This window comes from Flavobacterium frigoritolerans, assembly GCF_025847275.1.
Taxonomy (GTDB): Bacteria; Bacteroidota; Bacteroidia; order Flavobacteriales; family Flavobacteriaceae; genus Flavobacterium; species Flavobacterium frigoritolerans.
This window is the reverse complement of record NZ_JAOZEV010000001.1, coordinates 539,587-555,089: the sequence shown is the minus strand read 5'-3', so window position 1 is coordinate 555,089 and position 15,503 is coordinate 539,587. Positions and strand designations below refer to the sequence as shown.

Below are 15,503 nucleotides of genomic sequence, written 5' to 3'. Positions count from 1 at the left end.
ATGGAAACTAAATATCTAAAATATTTTATAGTGTTTTCTTTGTTTTTTGCTTTTGGATGTAGCAATACCAAATATTTACCAAAAGGGGAATTGTTGTATACGGGAGCTTCGGTGAAAATTGAGGATTCTATTCTTAAAAAGAAAGAAAAAACTGCACTCCAAAATGAGCTACAAAGTTTGTTGCGCCCCTTGCCAAATAAACAATTTTTAGGATTACGTATTAAATTATGGATATACAATATAGCAGGGGAGCCTAAGAAAAAGAAAGGAACAAGATATTGGTTAAGGAATAAAGTTGGAGAAGCTCCAGTGCTTTACAGTAAAGTTGATTTAGATTATAACTCAGCGGTGTTAAGAAATTATGTTGAAAATAAAGGTTTCTTTAAAGTCAGAGTTAGTGCCGATTCTACTGCAAAAGATAAAAGAGCAACAGCAGAATATACGGTTTTACCTAAAAAGCAGTATAAAATAAAAAGTGTTACGTTTCCAGAAGATTCTTCGGCTATAGCAAAAACAATAGCAAAAACCACGCGTAGGTCGTTGCTAAAAGTAGGTAAGCCGTATGATCTAGATGTTATAAAATCAGAGAGAGAGCGTATTGATTCGCGATTGAAAGAAAAAGGATTCTATTATTTCAATCCAGATTATATCTTAGCACAAGTCGATAGTACTAAAGGAGATTATGAGGTAAGTATAAAATTAAAAATAAAAGATGAAACACCAGCAAAAGCTAAAGTAGCTTATACGATTAATGATATAGTTGTATATCCTAATTTTTCTATATTAAAGGATAGCGCAACTTATAAAAAAGAAGATATTGTAAAATATAAAGATTTCACGATTATAGATTCGACAAATACATTTAGGCCAAGAGTATTCGATAGAGCGTTGTATTTTAAGAAAGGAGATCTTTATAATCGATCCGATCACAATCTTTCTTTGAATCGTTTTGTGAATTTAGGAACATTTAATTTTGTGAAAAACGAATTTAAAGAATCTGATAGTATAAAAAATGCTTTAGATGCTTATTATTACCTAACCCTATTGCCAAAGAAATTTATTAGAGTTGAGGTTTTAGGAAAAACCAATTCGGCTAGTTATTCAGGTACAGAGATCAATGCAAACTGGAACAACAGGAACTTACTTAGAGGAGCTGAATTGTTTACATTATCAGTATTTGGAGGAGCTGATTTTCAGATTTCGGGACAAAATAAAGGGAATAATATATATAAAATAGGAGGGGAAGCAAGTTTAACCTGGCCAAGATTAATAACTCCTTTTAATTTTCAGGGTTCTAGTGAATTTGTTCCAAAAACAAAAGCAACTTTAGGATACGAATATCAAAACCGAATTAATCTTTATGCCTTAAATTCATTTAGAGGATCTTTTGGATATTTATGGAAAGAAAATATTAGAAAAGAGCATCAATTGGATATAATAGAGGTTAATTATGTAAGTCCAAATCATGTGACGCCTTATTATTTAGAACAGGTAGAGAAAGATAAATCATTATCTAAAGTACTCGAAAAACAATTGATTTTTGGACCTACGTATTCGTATACTTACACCAATACGATGCAAAAGAGAAAAAAGAATACATTCTATTTTAATGGAGAACTTGATTTAGCGGGTAATATTACGGGCTTGGCAACAAAAGCAAATATCAAGAAAAATGATACCATAAAATTATTTGATGTTCCTTTTAGTCAATATGTAAAATTAAAAACTGATTTCAGGCATTATTTTAAACTAGGAAAAGAAAGCCAATTAGCAAGCCGACTTATTCTTGGTATAGGCTTGCCATATGGTAATTCTTCTTCTTTGCCATCTATCAAGCAATTTGTTGTAGGAGGAACTAATAGTATTCGTGCTTTTAGAGCCCGATCAATTGGTCCGGGTAGTTATAAAGATAAAGATACAACAACTACATTTTTGCCAGACCAATCAGGAGATTTAAAACTAGAATTTAATACAGAGTACAGAGCTAAACTATTTAGTATAGTACGAGGAGCAATATTTCTAGACGCTGGTAATGTTTGGTTACTTAATAATGACACCAATAAACCCGGAGCAAAAATCAGTAAAAACTTTATGAAAGAAATTGCTGTTGGTGCAGGAGTAGGATTACGTTTCGATTTATCATTCTTAGTATTAAGAACCGACATTGCATTTCCGCTAAGAATACCATATTTACCTGAAGGGCAACGCTGGGTAATAGATGATATTAATTTTGGAAGTGGTTCTTGGAGAAAAGACAATCTGATACTAAACATCGCAATTGGGTATCCGTTTTAGGATAATCCAACACAAAATTAGAGTAGTTAAGATTGTAGTTTTGTTGCTATACTTGGTTAAAATAGCATCGTGCTATTAACATCTATACCTTTAAGTAATTGGACGTTAGTTTTTAATAAATTAGATAAAAGCAACTTTTTAGATTTATCCTTATTGCCGCTTATATCTCTGATGATTCTGTAAATATATCGTTTAGTGATATACTTAATTTTTCTACGAGTTTTCATAAATAAGGGATTTATAATTTGTTATCTAAAGTTACAAAAAATAACTTTTGAATTCAACAAGTTGTCCTAATAAATTTAACATCTTTAAACTATTATGTAATCATTCAAAATAAAAACACACGTATTTATCGATGTTATATTTATTTAACGCTGTTAAAAATTTATAATTCAATTAACAATTGAGAATTTATTAATGGTTAATTTTGTAAAAAGATTAATCCAGATGAATAACAATATACCAATTTCCTTATTAGAATTGGCATTAATTACAGAAGGTAGTAATGCCAAAGCAACTTTTCAAAAAACAAAAGAACTTGCACAACTCGCAGATAATTTAGGTTATAACCGATTCTGGCTGGCCGAGCATCATAATATGGCACATGTAGCCAGTACAGCAACAGTAGTTTTAATAGGTTATATAGCGAGTCAGACACAAAATATTCGTGTGGGATCGGGCGGAATAATGCTTCCTAACCATTCACCGCTTATTATTGCAGAACAATTCGGGACTTTGGAAACACTTTATCCAAACCGAATTGATTTAGGTCTTGGCAGAGCACCAGGAACGGATTCTTTAACTGCACAAGCAATTCGAGAAGATTTTTACGAGCAGTCGCAGCGATTCCCTAAAAATGTGCAGGCAATTCACGATTATTTGTCTCCAGATAATGCTTCTGCAAAAGTACGTGCTTTCCCTGCTGAAGGGACAAATGTGCCCATTTGGATATTAGGCTCTAGTATGGATAGTGCTTCATTAGCCGCAGCAAAAGGATTGCCATACGCATTTGCGGGACATTTTGCACCAAGAATGATGTTACAGGCATTTGAGTTTTATAGAGAAAATTTTATTCCTTCAAAATATCTGAGCAGCCCAAAAACAATGGCATGTGTAAATGCTATTGGAGCAGATACAAATGAAGAAGCCGAAGTTTTATCGACTACTTTATATCAAATGTTTTTGGGGCTAATACGTAATAACAGAAAACCAATGCAACCACCATTGCCGTCATTGGAAGGATTGATGAGTGAAGAAGAAAAATTTCATGTAGATCAAATGACAGCATGCACCTTTACAGGAAGCAAAGAGAAGCTAGAAAAGGATTTAAAACAATTTATAAACTATTCACGTATAGATGAATTGATGATTACAAGCCCAATTTTTGATCATCAGGATAAAATGAAAAGTTTAAAAATACTTAAAGAAGTTATCGACAACATAAATAAAGCGTAGTGATTTTTCTAAAAAAATCACTAAATTGGCGACATAATAGTCATCATTAAAACATAATTATGTTGAGAAGAATCTTAATAGGAATTGTAATTATAGTCGGAATCGTTCTTGCATTTAAGTATTGCGAATTCAAGAAAGACGATACATCGAGCTTGGATTATAATACCAATTTAATACAGCAACAAATTGTAAACGTAGGGAAGCTGATAGTTACCGAAGGGCATTTCTCGGAAGTAGTAACCTATAAAAACTCAAATAAGTACTTACTAGATATGATTTCTTTTGAAAAGAAAGCATTGATAGTAGTGAATGCAAATGTTACAGTAGCATACGATTTACATAAAATGAAGTATGAAATTGACGAAAAAAATAAGGTTATAAAAATTGTATCAATTCCAAAAGAGGAAATTACCATCAATCCGGATATTCAATATTATAATGTTGAACAAAGTCAATTAAACGCATTTACAGGAGATGATTATAATAAGATAAACAAATCAGTAAAAGCGAATTTAGCGAAGAAAATAGAAAAATCGTCGCTTAAGACAAATGCACAAAACCGACTGATTAGTGAGTTGTCTAAAATTCTAATCCTTACAAATACAATGGGTTGGAAATTGCAATATGACGGAAAAACAATTCAAAACGAAACGGAGCTTAGTAACGATTTGAAGTTGTAGGATAATAAGGTTCAAAGTTGTAAAGACTCAAAGGCACAAAGTTTTTTTTGTAATCTTGTCATGATGAGCGTACCGAAGCTTCGGGAGGCTCAGCATGACAAGGTTTTTCATATTGAGCGGAGTCGAAACATCGCAACAATATTCATCAAGTTTATGTATAAAATGCTTCTAGCACTTCTCTTTATCAAAAATCAAATCTAAACCTCCAGAAATCAAATGAGCAACTTCAGGTCTTTTTGTTTTTAAACTTTCAAGATACGCCAGTACTTCCTGTAATAACTGAGGTTGATTTTCATTCTTCAAAAGTTCTGTGATCTCTACAACTAATAGCCAGTCATTAGTATGATTTGCTTTAATTTTTTCGAATACAGTAGTTAGTAATGTTTCATGAGAATTGGTTTCTCTTATAGTTCTAACCTGTTTGTATAACTCTTCTAGTTCATCACGTTCTTTAGAATGTTTGGCTTTGATAGTTTTTGTTTTTGGAACTGAATTAATCAGATCGAAACTGTTTACATCGGCTGGTCCAGAAAATGCTGAAACTACTTTCTTGCCAATTGCCATATCATAATTACCCCACTCAGGTTGAAATAAAATAGTATCTCCGTGAGTTACAGTACAATTTTTAAAACTGATTAGGATAATTTCACCATGTAAGTTTCTAGAACCAGTAATGATTTCTCCTTGTACGATGATTCCTCCTTCAAATTCTAGTTTTATATTCTCGTTTTCGACTATTTTGTAGGCATTTAAATCCATCGGGCTCATGTCTTCGATGGCTAAGTTAAAACCTTTTAGTTTTCCGATAGGACTGCCAAAACCTTCAGGATGAGTTAGGGTACCGTGTCCAACTAATTCTTTTTCACGGTAGGATAAAGCAGTTTTACCTGTTGTTTGAATGTAAACAGGTTTGCCTTCTGCTTCAATAACATTGGTAAAAACACCAGAAATTTGTAAACCCGTACTTAGTTCTATAGTTCCTAAAGCATTCGAATTTATTAATTTTTGAATACCTGAAATTCCTCCAGTGCGTAATGCCATTTTATTAGCAAATTCTTCTAGAATAAGGCTTAAATGCGCAAAGGTAGGCGTGACATATAGTTGAGGTTGTAATTTTGTAATATCAAAACTCTGATTGGCTGCCGAGATATCGTAAGGAATTTTGGTAACATTATTGGTCATGCACCAAGCGCTTTCGCCAATTGATGATAATAAACCAGCACCGTAAATTTTAGGGTCTTCGATAGTACCGATTAAACCATACTCAACAGTCCACCAATGTAAGTTTCTAATTTGTGCCATTTCAGACAATTCTCCCATGTTATTTTGCAAATCCTCAACAGCTTTTTCGGCTTGATCAATATCAGCTTGCGGAGTTCCTTCGGCTTCTTTTAAAATCGAAAGCAATCGAATCGCTTCATACATTTGGTAATCTTTGTGCGAAGAAATGGCTTTGCAACCAATTTCGCCAAAACGACGTAAATATTCAGCATATTCAGGATTAGCAATAATAGGAGCATGACCAGCACCTTCATGAATGATATCGGGTGCAGGTGTATATTCAATATGTTCGAGCTGACGAATATCAGAAGCAATTACCAAGACATTATAAGCTTGGAATTCCATAAAAGCATTTGGCGGAATAAAACCATCAACAGCTACGGCAGCCCAACCAATTTCAGTTAAAATTCGGTTCATGCCATACATGCTCGGAATGTTATTAATTTCGATTCCGGTTTTCTTTAATCCATCTAGATACGAATGGTGCGCTACTTTAGATAAATAATCGACATTTTTACGCATTACATATCTCCAAACCGCTTGATTGATTGGAGTATAATCACTATAATCTTGAGGCTTAATAAATTGCTTTAAATGATTAGGCAATCTATCTAATAACGGATTTGTTTCAATAATTGGGTTCATTTCGAAATCGTTGTAGTTCTTTTGCGAAATTACGAATTTATAGCACCATTTTTAGTTTTTTATTTAGTTGTTTTTTGTAAATCTCTAAAATATTCAATTTTATACAGGAACATAGACGCCATATTTACACCTCGCATCTTAGCTTCTTCGGCAAGAATACCTATAAAAAGACTGTCTACTGTTTTTGTAAAAATTTCAATCCATCTGTTGAAATGTGATTGGTTTACAGACAAATGTTTGTGCGGTGGGAATGGACTTCCAGAATAGGTATGTTGTTCTAATAAAATAGTTTGCCAAAACTTATACATTGTTTCTAAATGTTCTGGCCATCTTCCTTGAATTTTTTCATTAAAAATGGGGCCAATGAGATCATCCTTTTGAATTTTACCATAAAAAGTATTAACCAATAACTTTATGTCTTCGATTGTTGTTATATCTAAAATTACCATGGTGTATGTAAAAAAAATTATATGTAAAAATAAGACATAAAAGAGGATTTGTCTTATAAACTTAGTTAAATGAATGTAAAAAAGGTCTTAAAAAAATTAATATACAAGACAAGAGTTGGATTTAGAATCTTTTCATTTTTTAGTACAGATGTAAGTAAGTCGAAAGTTTAAAATCCGGAAAACCATAAGGATTAGCATCGATTAAAATAACAAAAAAAATAATATAATGTTGAGGTTATTATTTAGTTTATATTGAAATCATGTTAGGACTAATCCTGACTATGTTTTTCTTTTTTACCCAATAAGCTGTGTGTATAAATCCTGATTTTCATTGAGATATTGAAACTCAAATCCTTTGTTTACCATATTGGTTTTGATGTTTATAATATCCTTTTTGTTTTTTAGTTCTAATCCTACTACTACAGAGCCAACCTCTCTACTGTTTTTCTTTGCAAATTGAAAATATGTAATATCGTCATTAGGACCTAATATATCATTTACAAATTCTTTAAGTGCGCCTGGACGTTGTGGAAACTGAATCATAAAATAATGCATTAATCCTTCGTAAAGCAAGGAACGCTCTTTTATTTCGGCAGTTCGCTCAATATCGTTGTTGCTTCCGCTTACTACACAAACCACCGTTTTGCCTTTTATTTTGTCTTTGTAAAAATCTAATGCAGCTATAGTTAATGCTCCCGCTGGTTCTACGACCATAGCTTCTTCATTATATAATCGTAAAATAGTGGTACAGACTTTGCCTTCGGGAACAAGAATAATATCGTCTAAGTTTTTACGACATATATCGAAAGTTATGTTACCAACTTGTTTTACTGCTGCGCCATCTACAAATTTATCGATCGTTTTTAAAGGTGTATTCTTACCATCAATAATAGATGTTTTCATTGATGGAGCTCCTTTTGGTTCTATACCAATAATTTTGGTTTCAGGACTTAGATGCTTAAAAACTTCTGAAAGCCCCGATGCAAGCCCACCGCCGCCTATAGGAACAAACACATAATCTATAGGTTCTTTATAAGATTCTAGAATTTCTAATCCTACAGTGCCTTGTCCTGCAATAACTTTTAAATCATCAAAAGGATGGATAAAGATTCTGTTGCTTTTTAGAGCGTCTTCAGTTGCAGAAGCATAAGCATCATCAAAAGTGTCTCCCGTAAGAACAATTTCTACAAAAGACTTTCCAAATAATTGTACTTGTTTTACTTTTTGTTTTGGAGTAGTTTTTGGCATGTAAATCTTGCCTTTTATTTGTAGTAAATTACAAGAATACGCTACACCTTGTGCATGATTTCCTGCGCTTGCACAAACAATGCCTTTTGTTTTTTCGGTTGCATTTAGAGAGGATATTTTATTGTAAGCACCTCTGATTTTATAGGAACGTACAATTTGTAAATCTTCTCTTTTTAATAAGATAGTTGCTTTAAATTCATCTGAAAGATTCAGGTTTTGTGTTAGTGGAGTAGCAGCAACTACATTGCTTAGCTGTTCTTTAGCTGTAATTACTTCGTTAAATAAAGTCATATATTTTGGTTATTTTTTAAAATAAAAAACCTCCCGATTTGGGAGGTTCTAATAAATTGTATTTTGTTTACTTATTTATATAACACCTCGCCATTATTGTAGAATTACAATAATGCTAATAATAGCGATAATAATGTTATTTAAGTTTGTCATTGTTTATTATTTGAAAAAACAAATGTATTAATTATTTAATAAGAACAATAAAAAAGATTATTTTTTTGCAATTGTAGGAGGATACTGAGCTAGTATTTTGCTCACAAAGTCAGCAACTATTTTATCTTTTTTGTCAGCTCCTTGGTTGGTTAAATAACCAACTCCTTCACCTTGCCAAATCATTTCTTTTTTCTTAGCATCGATAAAATCGATGTATAAAGTTCCTTGGGTAGATGTTGAAACAGAAGTTTGATTTCCCATCATTAGGTATGGATTCCATCCATATCCCCATCCGTAACCCCATCCAGCATTAAATTGGTTTACGTTTACTTCTTCTCTGGCTTTAGTAAAAATATTTATTAATAAATCTGGATTGTCACTTTTTGTAAATCCTTTTGCAGCCATCTGTTCGTCGATAGCACGTAAAATTCTTCTTTTATCTAAATCAGAAATCTCTACTTTATCGACACCAGCTTTAAAATAAGCATATGTTTTATATTTAGTAAAATCGACAGATTTATCATAATCTGAGTGTACAGAAATACTACTACAAGATGTTAGAACAAGAAGTAATAGAATCGGTAAAATAAATAATTTTTTCATGTTTAGATGGTTTTAAAGGTTATATCGATTTTGATTTAAAATAATGTTTCGTCAACTATATTAGGGATGGTCACTTTTAATAAAGGTTGCGTACTCATGGCTCTTTTTATTGCAAAAATAGCTTCGTCATTACGTGCCCAGCTTCTTCTTGAAATTCCGTTGTTAACATCCCAAAAAAGCATTGACTCTAAGCGTCTTGACGCTTCTTTACTTCCATCAAGAATCATACCAAAACCACCATTTATAACTTCGCCCCAGCCTACGCCTCCGCCATTATGTATAGAAACCCATGTAGCTCCTCTAAAGCTGTCTCCAATTACATTTTGTATTGCCATATCTGCTGTGTATCTTGAGCCATCATAAATGTTAGATGTTTCTCTGTATGGAGAATCTGTTCCGGAAACGTCATGATGATCGCGTCCTAAAACAACTGCTCCAATTTCTCCTCTTGCAATAGCTTGGTTAAAGGCTTCTGCAATTTTTATACGACCTTCGGCATCAGCATATAAAATTCGTGCTTGTGATCCTACAACTAATTTATTTTCCTGAGCACCTTTTATCCATTTGATGTTATCCTGCATTTGTTGCTGAATTTCGTCGGGTGCTGTTTTTGCCATTTCTTCTAAGACTTGTGAAGCGATGGTATCTGTTTTTTGTAAATCTTCGGGTTTACCTGAAGTACAAACCCATCTAAACGGACCAAATCCATAATCAAAACACATAGGTCCCATGATGTCCTGAACGTAACTTGGGTATTTAAAATCGATATTGTTTTCGGCCATTACTTCAGCACCAGCACGTGAAGCTTCTAGTAAAAATGCATTTCCATAATCAAAGAAATAGGTTCCTTTGGCAGTATGTTTGTTTATCGCATCAGCGTGTCGGCGTAATGTTTCCTGTACTTTTTCTTTAAATAATTCAGGATTATTTGCCATCATTTTATTGGCAGCTTCAAAGGTAATTCCAACAGGATAATACCCGCCAGCCCAAGGATTGTGTAATGAAGTTTGGTCTGAACCCAAGTCAATCTTGATGTTTTCCTGATCAAATTTTTCCCATACCTCAACTACGTTTCCTAAGTATGCAATAGAAACTACTTCTTTATTGGCTTTTGCCAAAGAAACTCTTTTTACTAATTCGTCAAGATCTTCAACAATCTCATTGATCCAACCTTGTTCGTGGCGAATTTTAGTGATTTTTGGGTTCACTTCGGCGCAAACCGTGATGCAGCCCGCGATATTTCCTGCCTTAGGCTGTGCACCGCTCATTCCTCCCAATCCAGAAGTCACAAATAAGTTTCCTTCAGGATTTAGTTTTATTTTTCTAAAACCATTTAAAACCGTAATTGTTGTTCCATGCACAATTCCTTGTGGTCCTATATACATATAACTTCCTGCAGTCATTTGTCCGTATTGAGAAACTCCAAGTGCATTCATTTTTTCCCAATCATCGGGTTTAGAATAATTTGGAATTACCATTCCGTTAGTAACAACTACACGTGGTGCTTCGGCATGAGAAGGAAAAAGACCCATTGGATGACCAGAATACATAGTAAGCGTTTGCTCATTTGTCATTTCTGACAAATATTGCATGGTAAGTAAGTATTGCGCCCAGTTTTGGAAAACAGCGCCATTACCGCCATATGTAATTAATTCATGAGGATGTTGTGCAACGGCATAATCCAGGTTGTTCTGAATCATTAGCATAATTGCTTTTGCTTGCTCTGATTTTCCAGGGTATTCACTAATTGGTCTGGCGTACATTCTGTAATCTGGACGAAAACGGTACATATAAATACGTCCGTATTGTTCTAATTCTTCTGAAAACTCAGTGATTAATTCAGCATGATGTTGTGGTTCAAAATAGCGTAATGCATTTTTTAATGCCAATTTTTTTTCTTCTGCTGAAAGAATTGCTTTTCGCTTTGGAGCGTGATTTATAGCTAAATCGTATATTTTTTTTGGAGGTAATATAGATGGGATTCCTTGTTGAATTTGTTCTTGGAAAGTCATTTTTTAAAGGTGCTTAGTTGCTAAGATTCTAAGTTGCTAAGGTGTTTTAGCTAGATTAACAACGGATTAATTTTTTGTTCTTTAGATTATTGTCGACCCGCTGGGGCTCAAATAGCTCCATAGGAGCGAAATACCTATCAATGCAAATTTGATCTGAAATAATTATCTCATTTTCAAATTGGCACATTGACACATTTTCTAATTAAAAGCTAGGGATACCGAATATCCGACCTGTGATAGGATTTGTGGATGGTAATCCTATATTTTTGTGAACAGATATCCATGTTTTTTTATTTAAAAGGTTCAAGAATTTAAATATCGAAAAAAAATAATTAAAAGAATTATCTTATATTCTAATCAGGATATTTCCTAATTATCTGATTTTAAATATTCGGAAATTTAAAGATTTAAAAACTTGTTTCAAAATAATTTTAGATTTCTTATGATTTTAATAATTTAATAACAGCTTTATCTAATTTTTAAAATTGATACATTTTTAAAATAATCTTATTTTTTAATCTCTCCAGTTTTCTTATCATATCCATACGGACAATGGCGACAGCCACTTTTGCAGCAATAACCTCTTTTTAAATGGTGTTTTTCGGTAAAACATTTATATCCTTCGGGGGTATAATAAAAATCTTCGCCTTCGATTAATTTATTTTCCTTATTTTGTTCATTCATAATCCTGAATTTGGCAAAAGCTATTTTTATCTTAATTTTAAGTAAATTCGGTCGATTATGTTTTTCTTTGTGTAGAAGTAATTTACTAGTACAAATTTATAATTTTTACAGCGAATGTTTTTGATTATTGCTAAATATTTAATTCCGAAAGGATATCGCGGGATGGCTGTGTTTCCGTTTGTGTTGATGAAATACCCTTCGGATAAAAAAAATGAGGTTTTTATTAATCATGAAAAAATACATTTACGCCAACAAATAGAATTATTGATACTGCCTTTTTTTCTTTGGTACTTAATTGAATATGTGGTGCGTTTATTTCAATATAAAAATGCTGATTTAGCCTATCATAATATTAGTTTTGAAAGAGAAGCCTATCGAAATGAAGCGAATATAAATTATTTAAAAAACAGACCTTTTTTTCGGTTTGTACAGTATTTAAATCACAAATAAAATAAGATTTTGAATCAAAATATACATACCCTTTTTCCAAATAATATTTCACTTACAATTAAAAGAGAAGATTTGATTCATCCTTTTATTTCTGGGAATAAGTATCGAAAATTAAAGTATAATTTACTCCAGGCCAGAACCGAAAATCAAGAAACACTACTTACTTTTGGAGGTGCTTTTTCTAATCATATTGCAGCTGTGGCTTATGCAGGAAAAGAAAGCGGATTTAAAACTATCGGAATTATTCGTGGAGAAGAGCTTATTGATAAGATAGAGGGAAATCCGACTTTAAAATTTGCTCAGGAAAATGGAATGCAATTAGAATTTGTTACCAGAGATGACTATCGACTTAAAAGTGAAATTGATTTTCTGGATAATCTAAAGCAGCAATTTGGAACATTTTATCTTGTACCCGAAGGCGGGACAAATGAGCTGGCAGTTCGAGGTTGCGAGGAGATTTTAACCCCCGAAGATGCTGAGTTTGATTATGTATGCTGTGCCGTGGGAACAGGTGGTACTATTTCGGGAATTAGTAATAGTGCATTACCAAATCAGAAAGTTTTAGGGTTTCCAGCGTTAAAAGGGGATTTTTTAAAAGATGAAATTCGTATTTTTGCAAAGAATCAAAATTGGGAACTCATCACTGATTACCATTTTGGAGGTTATGGCAAAGTAAATTCTGAGCTAGTTACCTTTATTAATCAATTTTTTGATGAAAATAAAATTCCTTTGGATCCAATTTATACAGGAAAGATGGTTTTTGGCGTTATAGATTTAATTAAGAAAAATTATTTCCCCAAGAACTCTAAAATTTTGTTGATTCATACAGGAGGATTACAAGGAATAAAAGGAATGAATATGAAGCTGATGAATAAAAACTTACCAATAATTAAAAGCAATGTTTAAAAAGACACTCTTACTCTTACTAACGATAACTTTGATAGGTTGTAATGCAAGCAAGCCTGCTATAGTAACAACCAAAAAGAAAGCTACTACTCAAAAACAAAGAGTAGCAATACAGACCAAGAAAAAGCCCACTTATACCAAGCCATCAGCGAATAATAGAACTGAGGTTATTGAATCAACTTCTAAAACGGTTGTTACTAATAATTTAATTAGTGATTATATTTTTCAGTATAAAGATATTGCAATGGGAAATATGAAAAACTACGGAATTCCTGCAAGTATTATTTTGGCGCAAGGAATTTTAGAATCTGGTGCAGGAAGAGGAGACTTGGCGCTTTCATCAAATAATCATTTCGGAATAAAATGCCATAAGGATTGGGTTGGCGAGAGTGTTCGCCACGATGATGATTCGTTGCAAGAATGTTTTAGAAAATATAAAGACCCATCTGAATCGTTTCGTGACCATGCTTTATTTCTAACTGGGAAAAAACGATACGCGGCATTATTTACTTATGAAAAAGGAGATTATAAAGCTTGGGCAAAAGGATTAAGAGCAGCAGGATATGCTACTGATCCTAGATATCCAGAGAAATTAATTAGCTATATTGAGCGTTACGAATTGCATCAATATGATAATTTAGCTATGGGTAAAGAATATGTAGTAATAGAGAAAACTACCACAGTTGTTGCTACAAAACCTAATACATCAAACAATAATACAGGTAATCTTTCTTCGTATGAAGTTCAAAAAGGAGATACATTGTATTCTATTTCAAAGAAATTCAACGTACTTGTTGATGATTTAAAGCAAAAAAACAATCTTGTCGATAATACCCTTTCTATCGGGCAAAAGTTAATTGTAAAATAAAATTCCAATAAAGATAAAAGTCAAAATTAAGATGATATATCAAAGAAGCAGTCAGCTTTTTGCTGAAGCAGAAAAAGTAATTCCGGGTGGTGTAAATTCGCCTGTAAGAGCATTTAAAGCAGTAGGAGGAACTCCAATTTTTGTAAAAAGCGCCAAAGGAGCTTATTTATATGATGAAGACGGAAACAAATTGATAGATTACATCAATTCATGGGGACCAATGATTTTAGGTCATGCCTATGCTCCAGTTGTTGAAGCTGTAATTGAAAAAGCTAAATTAGGAACATCTTTTGGAATGCCTACAGAATTAGAAACACAAATTGCTGCTTTGGCGGTTTCGATGGTTCCAAATATCGATAAAATTCGTTTTGTAAATTCAGGGACAGAGGCTTGCATGAGTGCAATACGTTTGGCAAGAGGTTTTACAAAGAGAGATAAAATTATAAAATTTGCAGGCTGTTATCACGGACATTCTGATTCATTCTTGATTCAGGCGGGAAGCGGAGCTGTTACTTTCGGGAGCCCAAATAGCCCTGGAGTCACAGAGGGAACGGCAAAAGATACTTTACTTGTAAAATACAATGATCTAGAAAATGTAGCGACATTAATTAACGCTAACAAAAATGAAATTGCTGCTATTATCATAGAACCTGTTGCAGGAAATATGGGTTGTATTCCGCCAAATAAAGGATTCTTAGAAGGCTTACGTCAGTTGTGTACAGAAAACGGAATATTGTTAATCTTTGATGAGGTTATGACTGGTTTTAGACTTGCACGTGGTGGAGTTCAGGAATTATTTAACATCAAAGCTGATATTGTTACTTTTGGAAAAGTTATAGGTGGTGGTTTACCAGTAGGAGCATTTGCTGCTCGTGCAGAAATCATGAATTATCTAGCGCCAATAGGACCTGTTTACCAAGCAGGAACATTATCGGGTAATCCGTTGGCAATGGCAGCAGGATTAGCAATGCTACAAGCTTTAGATAAGGATCGTGCTATTTTTACTCGTTTAGAAGAAAAAACAGCTTACCTAGAAGCAGGAATTGACAGAGTTCTTAAAGCTAATAATGTAGTTTTCACGATTAATAGAGTAGGTTCTATGATTTCGGTACATTTTGATGCTGCTCCGGTAACTGATTTTAAAAGTGCAGCCAATGGTGATAATGAAACATTCAAGAAATTCTTCCACGGATTATTGCAAGAAGGAGTTTATATTGCGCCTTCAGCATACGAAACATGGTTTATTACGGATGCATTGACATACGAAGATTTAGATTTTACAATTCAAGCAATTGATAAAGTTTCTAAAACTTTTTAGTTTTAAAATTTTAGAATAAATAAGGATTTAAGGTTTGACTTTTTAATTAAAGTTGAACCTTTTTTCGTTTCTGATGTTTTGACTCTTTGTTGTTAATGAAAAGTTAAACAAAAGGGAGCTGCTTATAAAATTCCAATCAAAAGTTATTTTTGTTTGTTAAAT

13 protein-coding genes are annotated in these 15,503 nt (G+C 33.0%); 7 read left to right on the top strand and 6 right to left on the bottom strand.

Annotated features, from left to right (window positions below; genetic code table 11):
* The 3 genes from tamL (at position 1) to OIU80_RS02375 (ending at position 4,433) form a co-directional block, all read left to right on the top strand.
* On the top strand, positions 1–2,295 hold the full coding sequence (gene tamL, locus OIU80_RS02385; protein ID WP_264285493.1) for a translocation and assembly module lipoprotein TamL: 2,295 nt from the start codon (positions 1–3) through the stop codon (positions 2,293–2,295).
* Between the two features lie 450 nt (positions 2,296–2,745).
* The gene (locus OIU80_RS02380; protein ID WP_264285492.1) at positions 2,746–3,753 is read left to right on the top strand and encodes an LLM class flavin-dependent oxidoreductase; all 1,008 of its coding nucleotides are present in this window, start codon (positions 2,746–2,748) and stop codon (positions 3,751–3,753) included.
* A 59-nt stretch (positions 3,754–3,812) separates the two neighbouring features.
* Complete coding sequence (locus OIU80_RS02375; RefSeq protein ID WP_264285491.1) at positions 3,813–4,433, top strand: DUF4230 domain-containing protein; 621 nt, start codon at positions 3,813–3,815, stop codon at positions 4,431–4,433.
* Between the two features lie 168 nt (positions 4,434–4,601).
* Here the strand turns inward: OIU80_RS02375 and OIU80_RS02370 are convergent, their stop codons facing one another.
* The 6 genes from OIU80_RS02370 to OIU80_RS02345 form a co-directional block, all read right to left on the bottom strand.
* Positions 4,602–6,359 carry an aromatic amino acid hydroxylase gene (locus tag OIU80_RS02370; protein WP_264285490.1) on the bottom strand — a complete coding sequence of 586 codons (1,758 nt, stop codon included), beginning with the start codon at positions 6,357–6,359 and terminating at the stop codon, positions 4,602–4,604.
* 59 nt (positions 6,360–6,418) lie between these two features.
* Complete coding sequence (locus tag OIU80_RS02365) at positions 6,419–6,808, bottom strand: group III truncated hemoglobin (RefSeq protein ID WP_264285489.1); 390 nt, start codon at positions 6,806–6,808, stop codon at positions 6,419–6,421.
* Positions 6,809–7,102: 294 nt separating this feature from the next.
* Entirely contained in the window at positions 7,103–8,347 is a 1,245-nt protein-coding gene (gene ilvA, locus OIU80_RS02360; RefSeq protein ID WP_264285488.1) for a threonine ammonia-lyase IlvA, read from the bottom strand.
* A 210-nt stretch (positions 8,348–8,557) separates the two neighbouring features.
* Positions 8,558–9,103: a DUF4136 domain-containing protein gene (locus tag OIU80_RS02355; protein ID WP_264285487.1), complete on the bottom strand. Its 546-nt coding sequence runs from the start codon at positions 9,101–9,103 to the stop codon at positions 8,558–8,560.
* Positions 9,104–9,138: 35 nt separating this feature from the next.
* Positions 9,139–11,115, bottom strand: coding sequence for a urocanate hydratase (locus OIU80_RS02350; RefSeq protein ID WP_264285486.1), 1,977 nt, complete (start codon positions 11,113–11,115; stop codon positions 9,139–9,141).
* 507 nt (positions 11,116–11,622) lie between these two features.
* Positions 11,623–11,799, bottom strand: coding sequence for a DUF5522 domain-containing protein (locus OIU80_RS02345; RefSeq protein ID WP_164998635.1), 177 nt, complete (start codon positions 11,797–11,799; stop codon positions 11,623–11,625).
* Between the two features lie 114 nt (positions 11,800–11,913).
* Here OIU80_RS02345 and OIU80_RS02340 point away from each other — a divergent pair, with 114 nt between their 5' ends.
* The 4 genes from OIU80_RS02340 to hemL are packed head-to-tail and all read left to right on the top strand — an operon-like array spanning position 11,914 to position 15,341.
* The gene (locus tag OIU80_RS02340; protein ID WP_264285485.1) at positions 11,914–12,249 is read left to right on the top strand and encodes a hypothetical protein; all 336 of its coding nucleotides are present in this window, start codon (positions 11,914–11,916) and stop codon (positions 12,247–12,249) included.
* Between the two features lie 9 nt (positions 12,250–12,258).
* Entirely contained in the window at positions 12,259–13,155 is an 897-nt protein-coding gene (locus OIU80_RS02335) for a 1-aminocyclopropane-1-carboxylate deaminase/D-cysteine desulfhydrase (protein ID WP_264285484.1), read from the top strand.
* Positions 13,148–14,023: a glucosaminidase domain-containing protein gene (locus OIU80_RS02330; protein WP_264285483.1), complete on the top strand. Its 876-nt coding sequence runs from the start codon at positions 13,148–13,150 to the stop codon at positions 14,021–14,023. Before OIU80_RS02335 ends, OIU80_RS02330 begins: the two co-directional genes overlap by 8 nt.
* 31 nt (positions 14,024–14,054) lie before the next feature.
* Entirely contained in the window at positions 14,055–15,341 is a 1,287-nt protein-coding gene (gene hemL, locus OIU80_RS02325) for a glutamate-1-semialdehyde 2,1-aminomutase (RefSeq protein ID WP_264285482.1), read from the top strand.
* Positions 15,342–15,503: the final 162 nt, after the last annotated feature.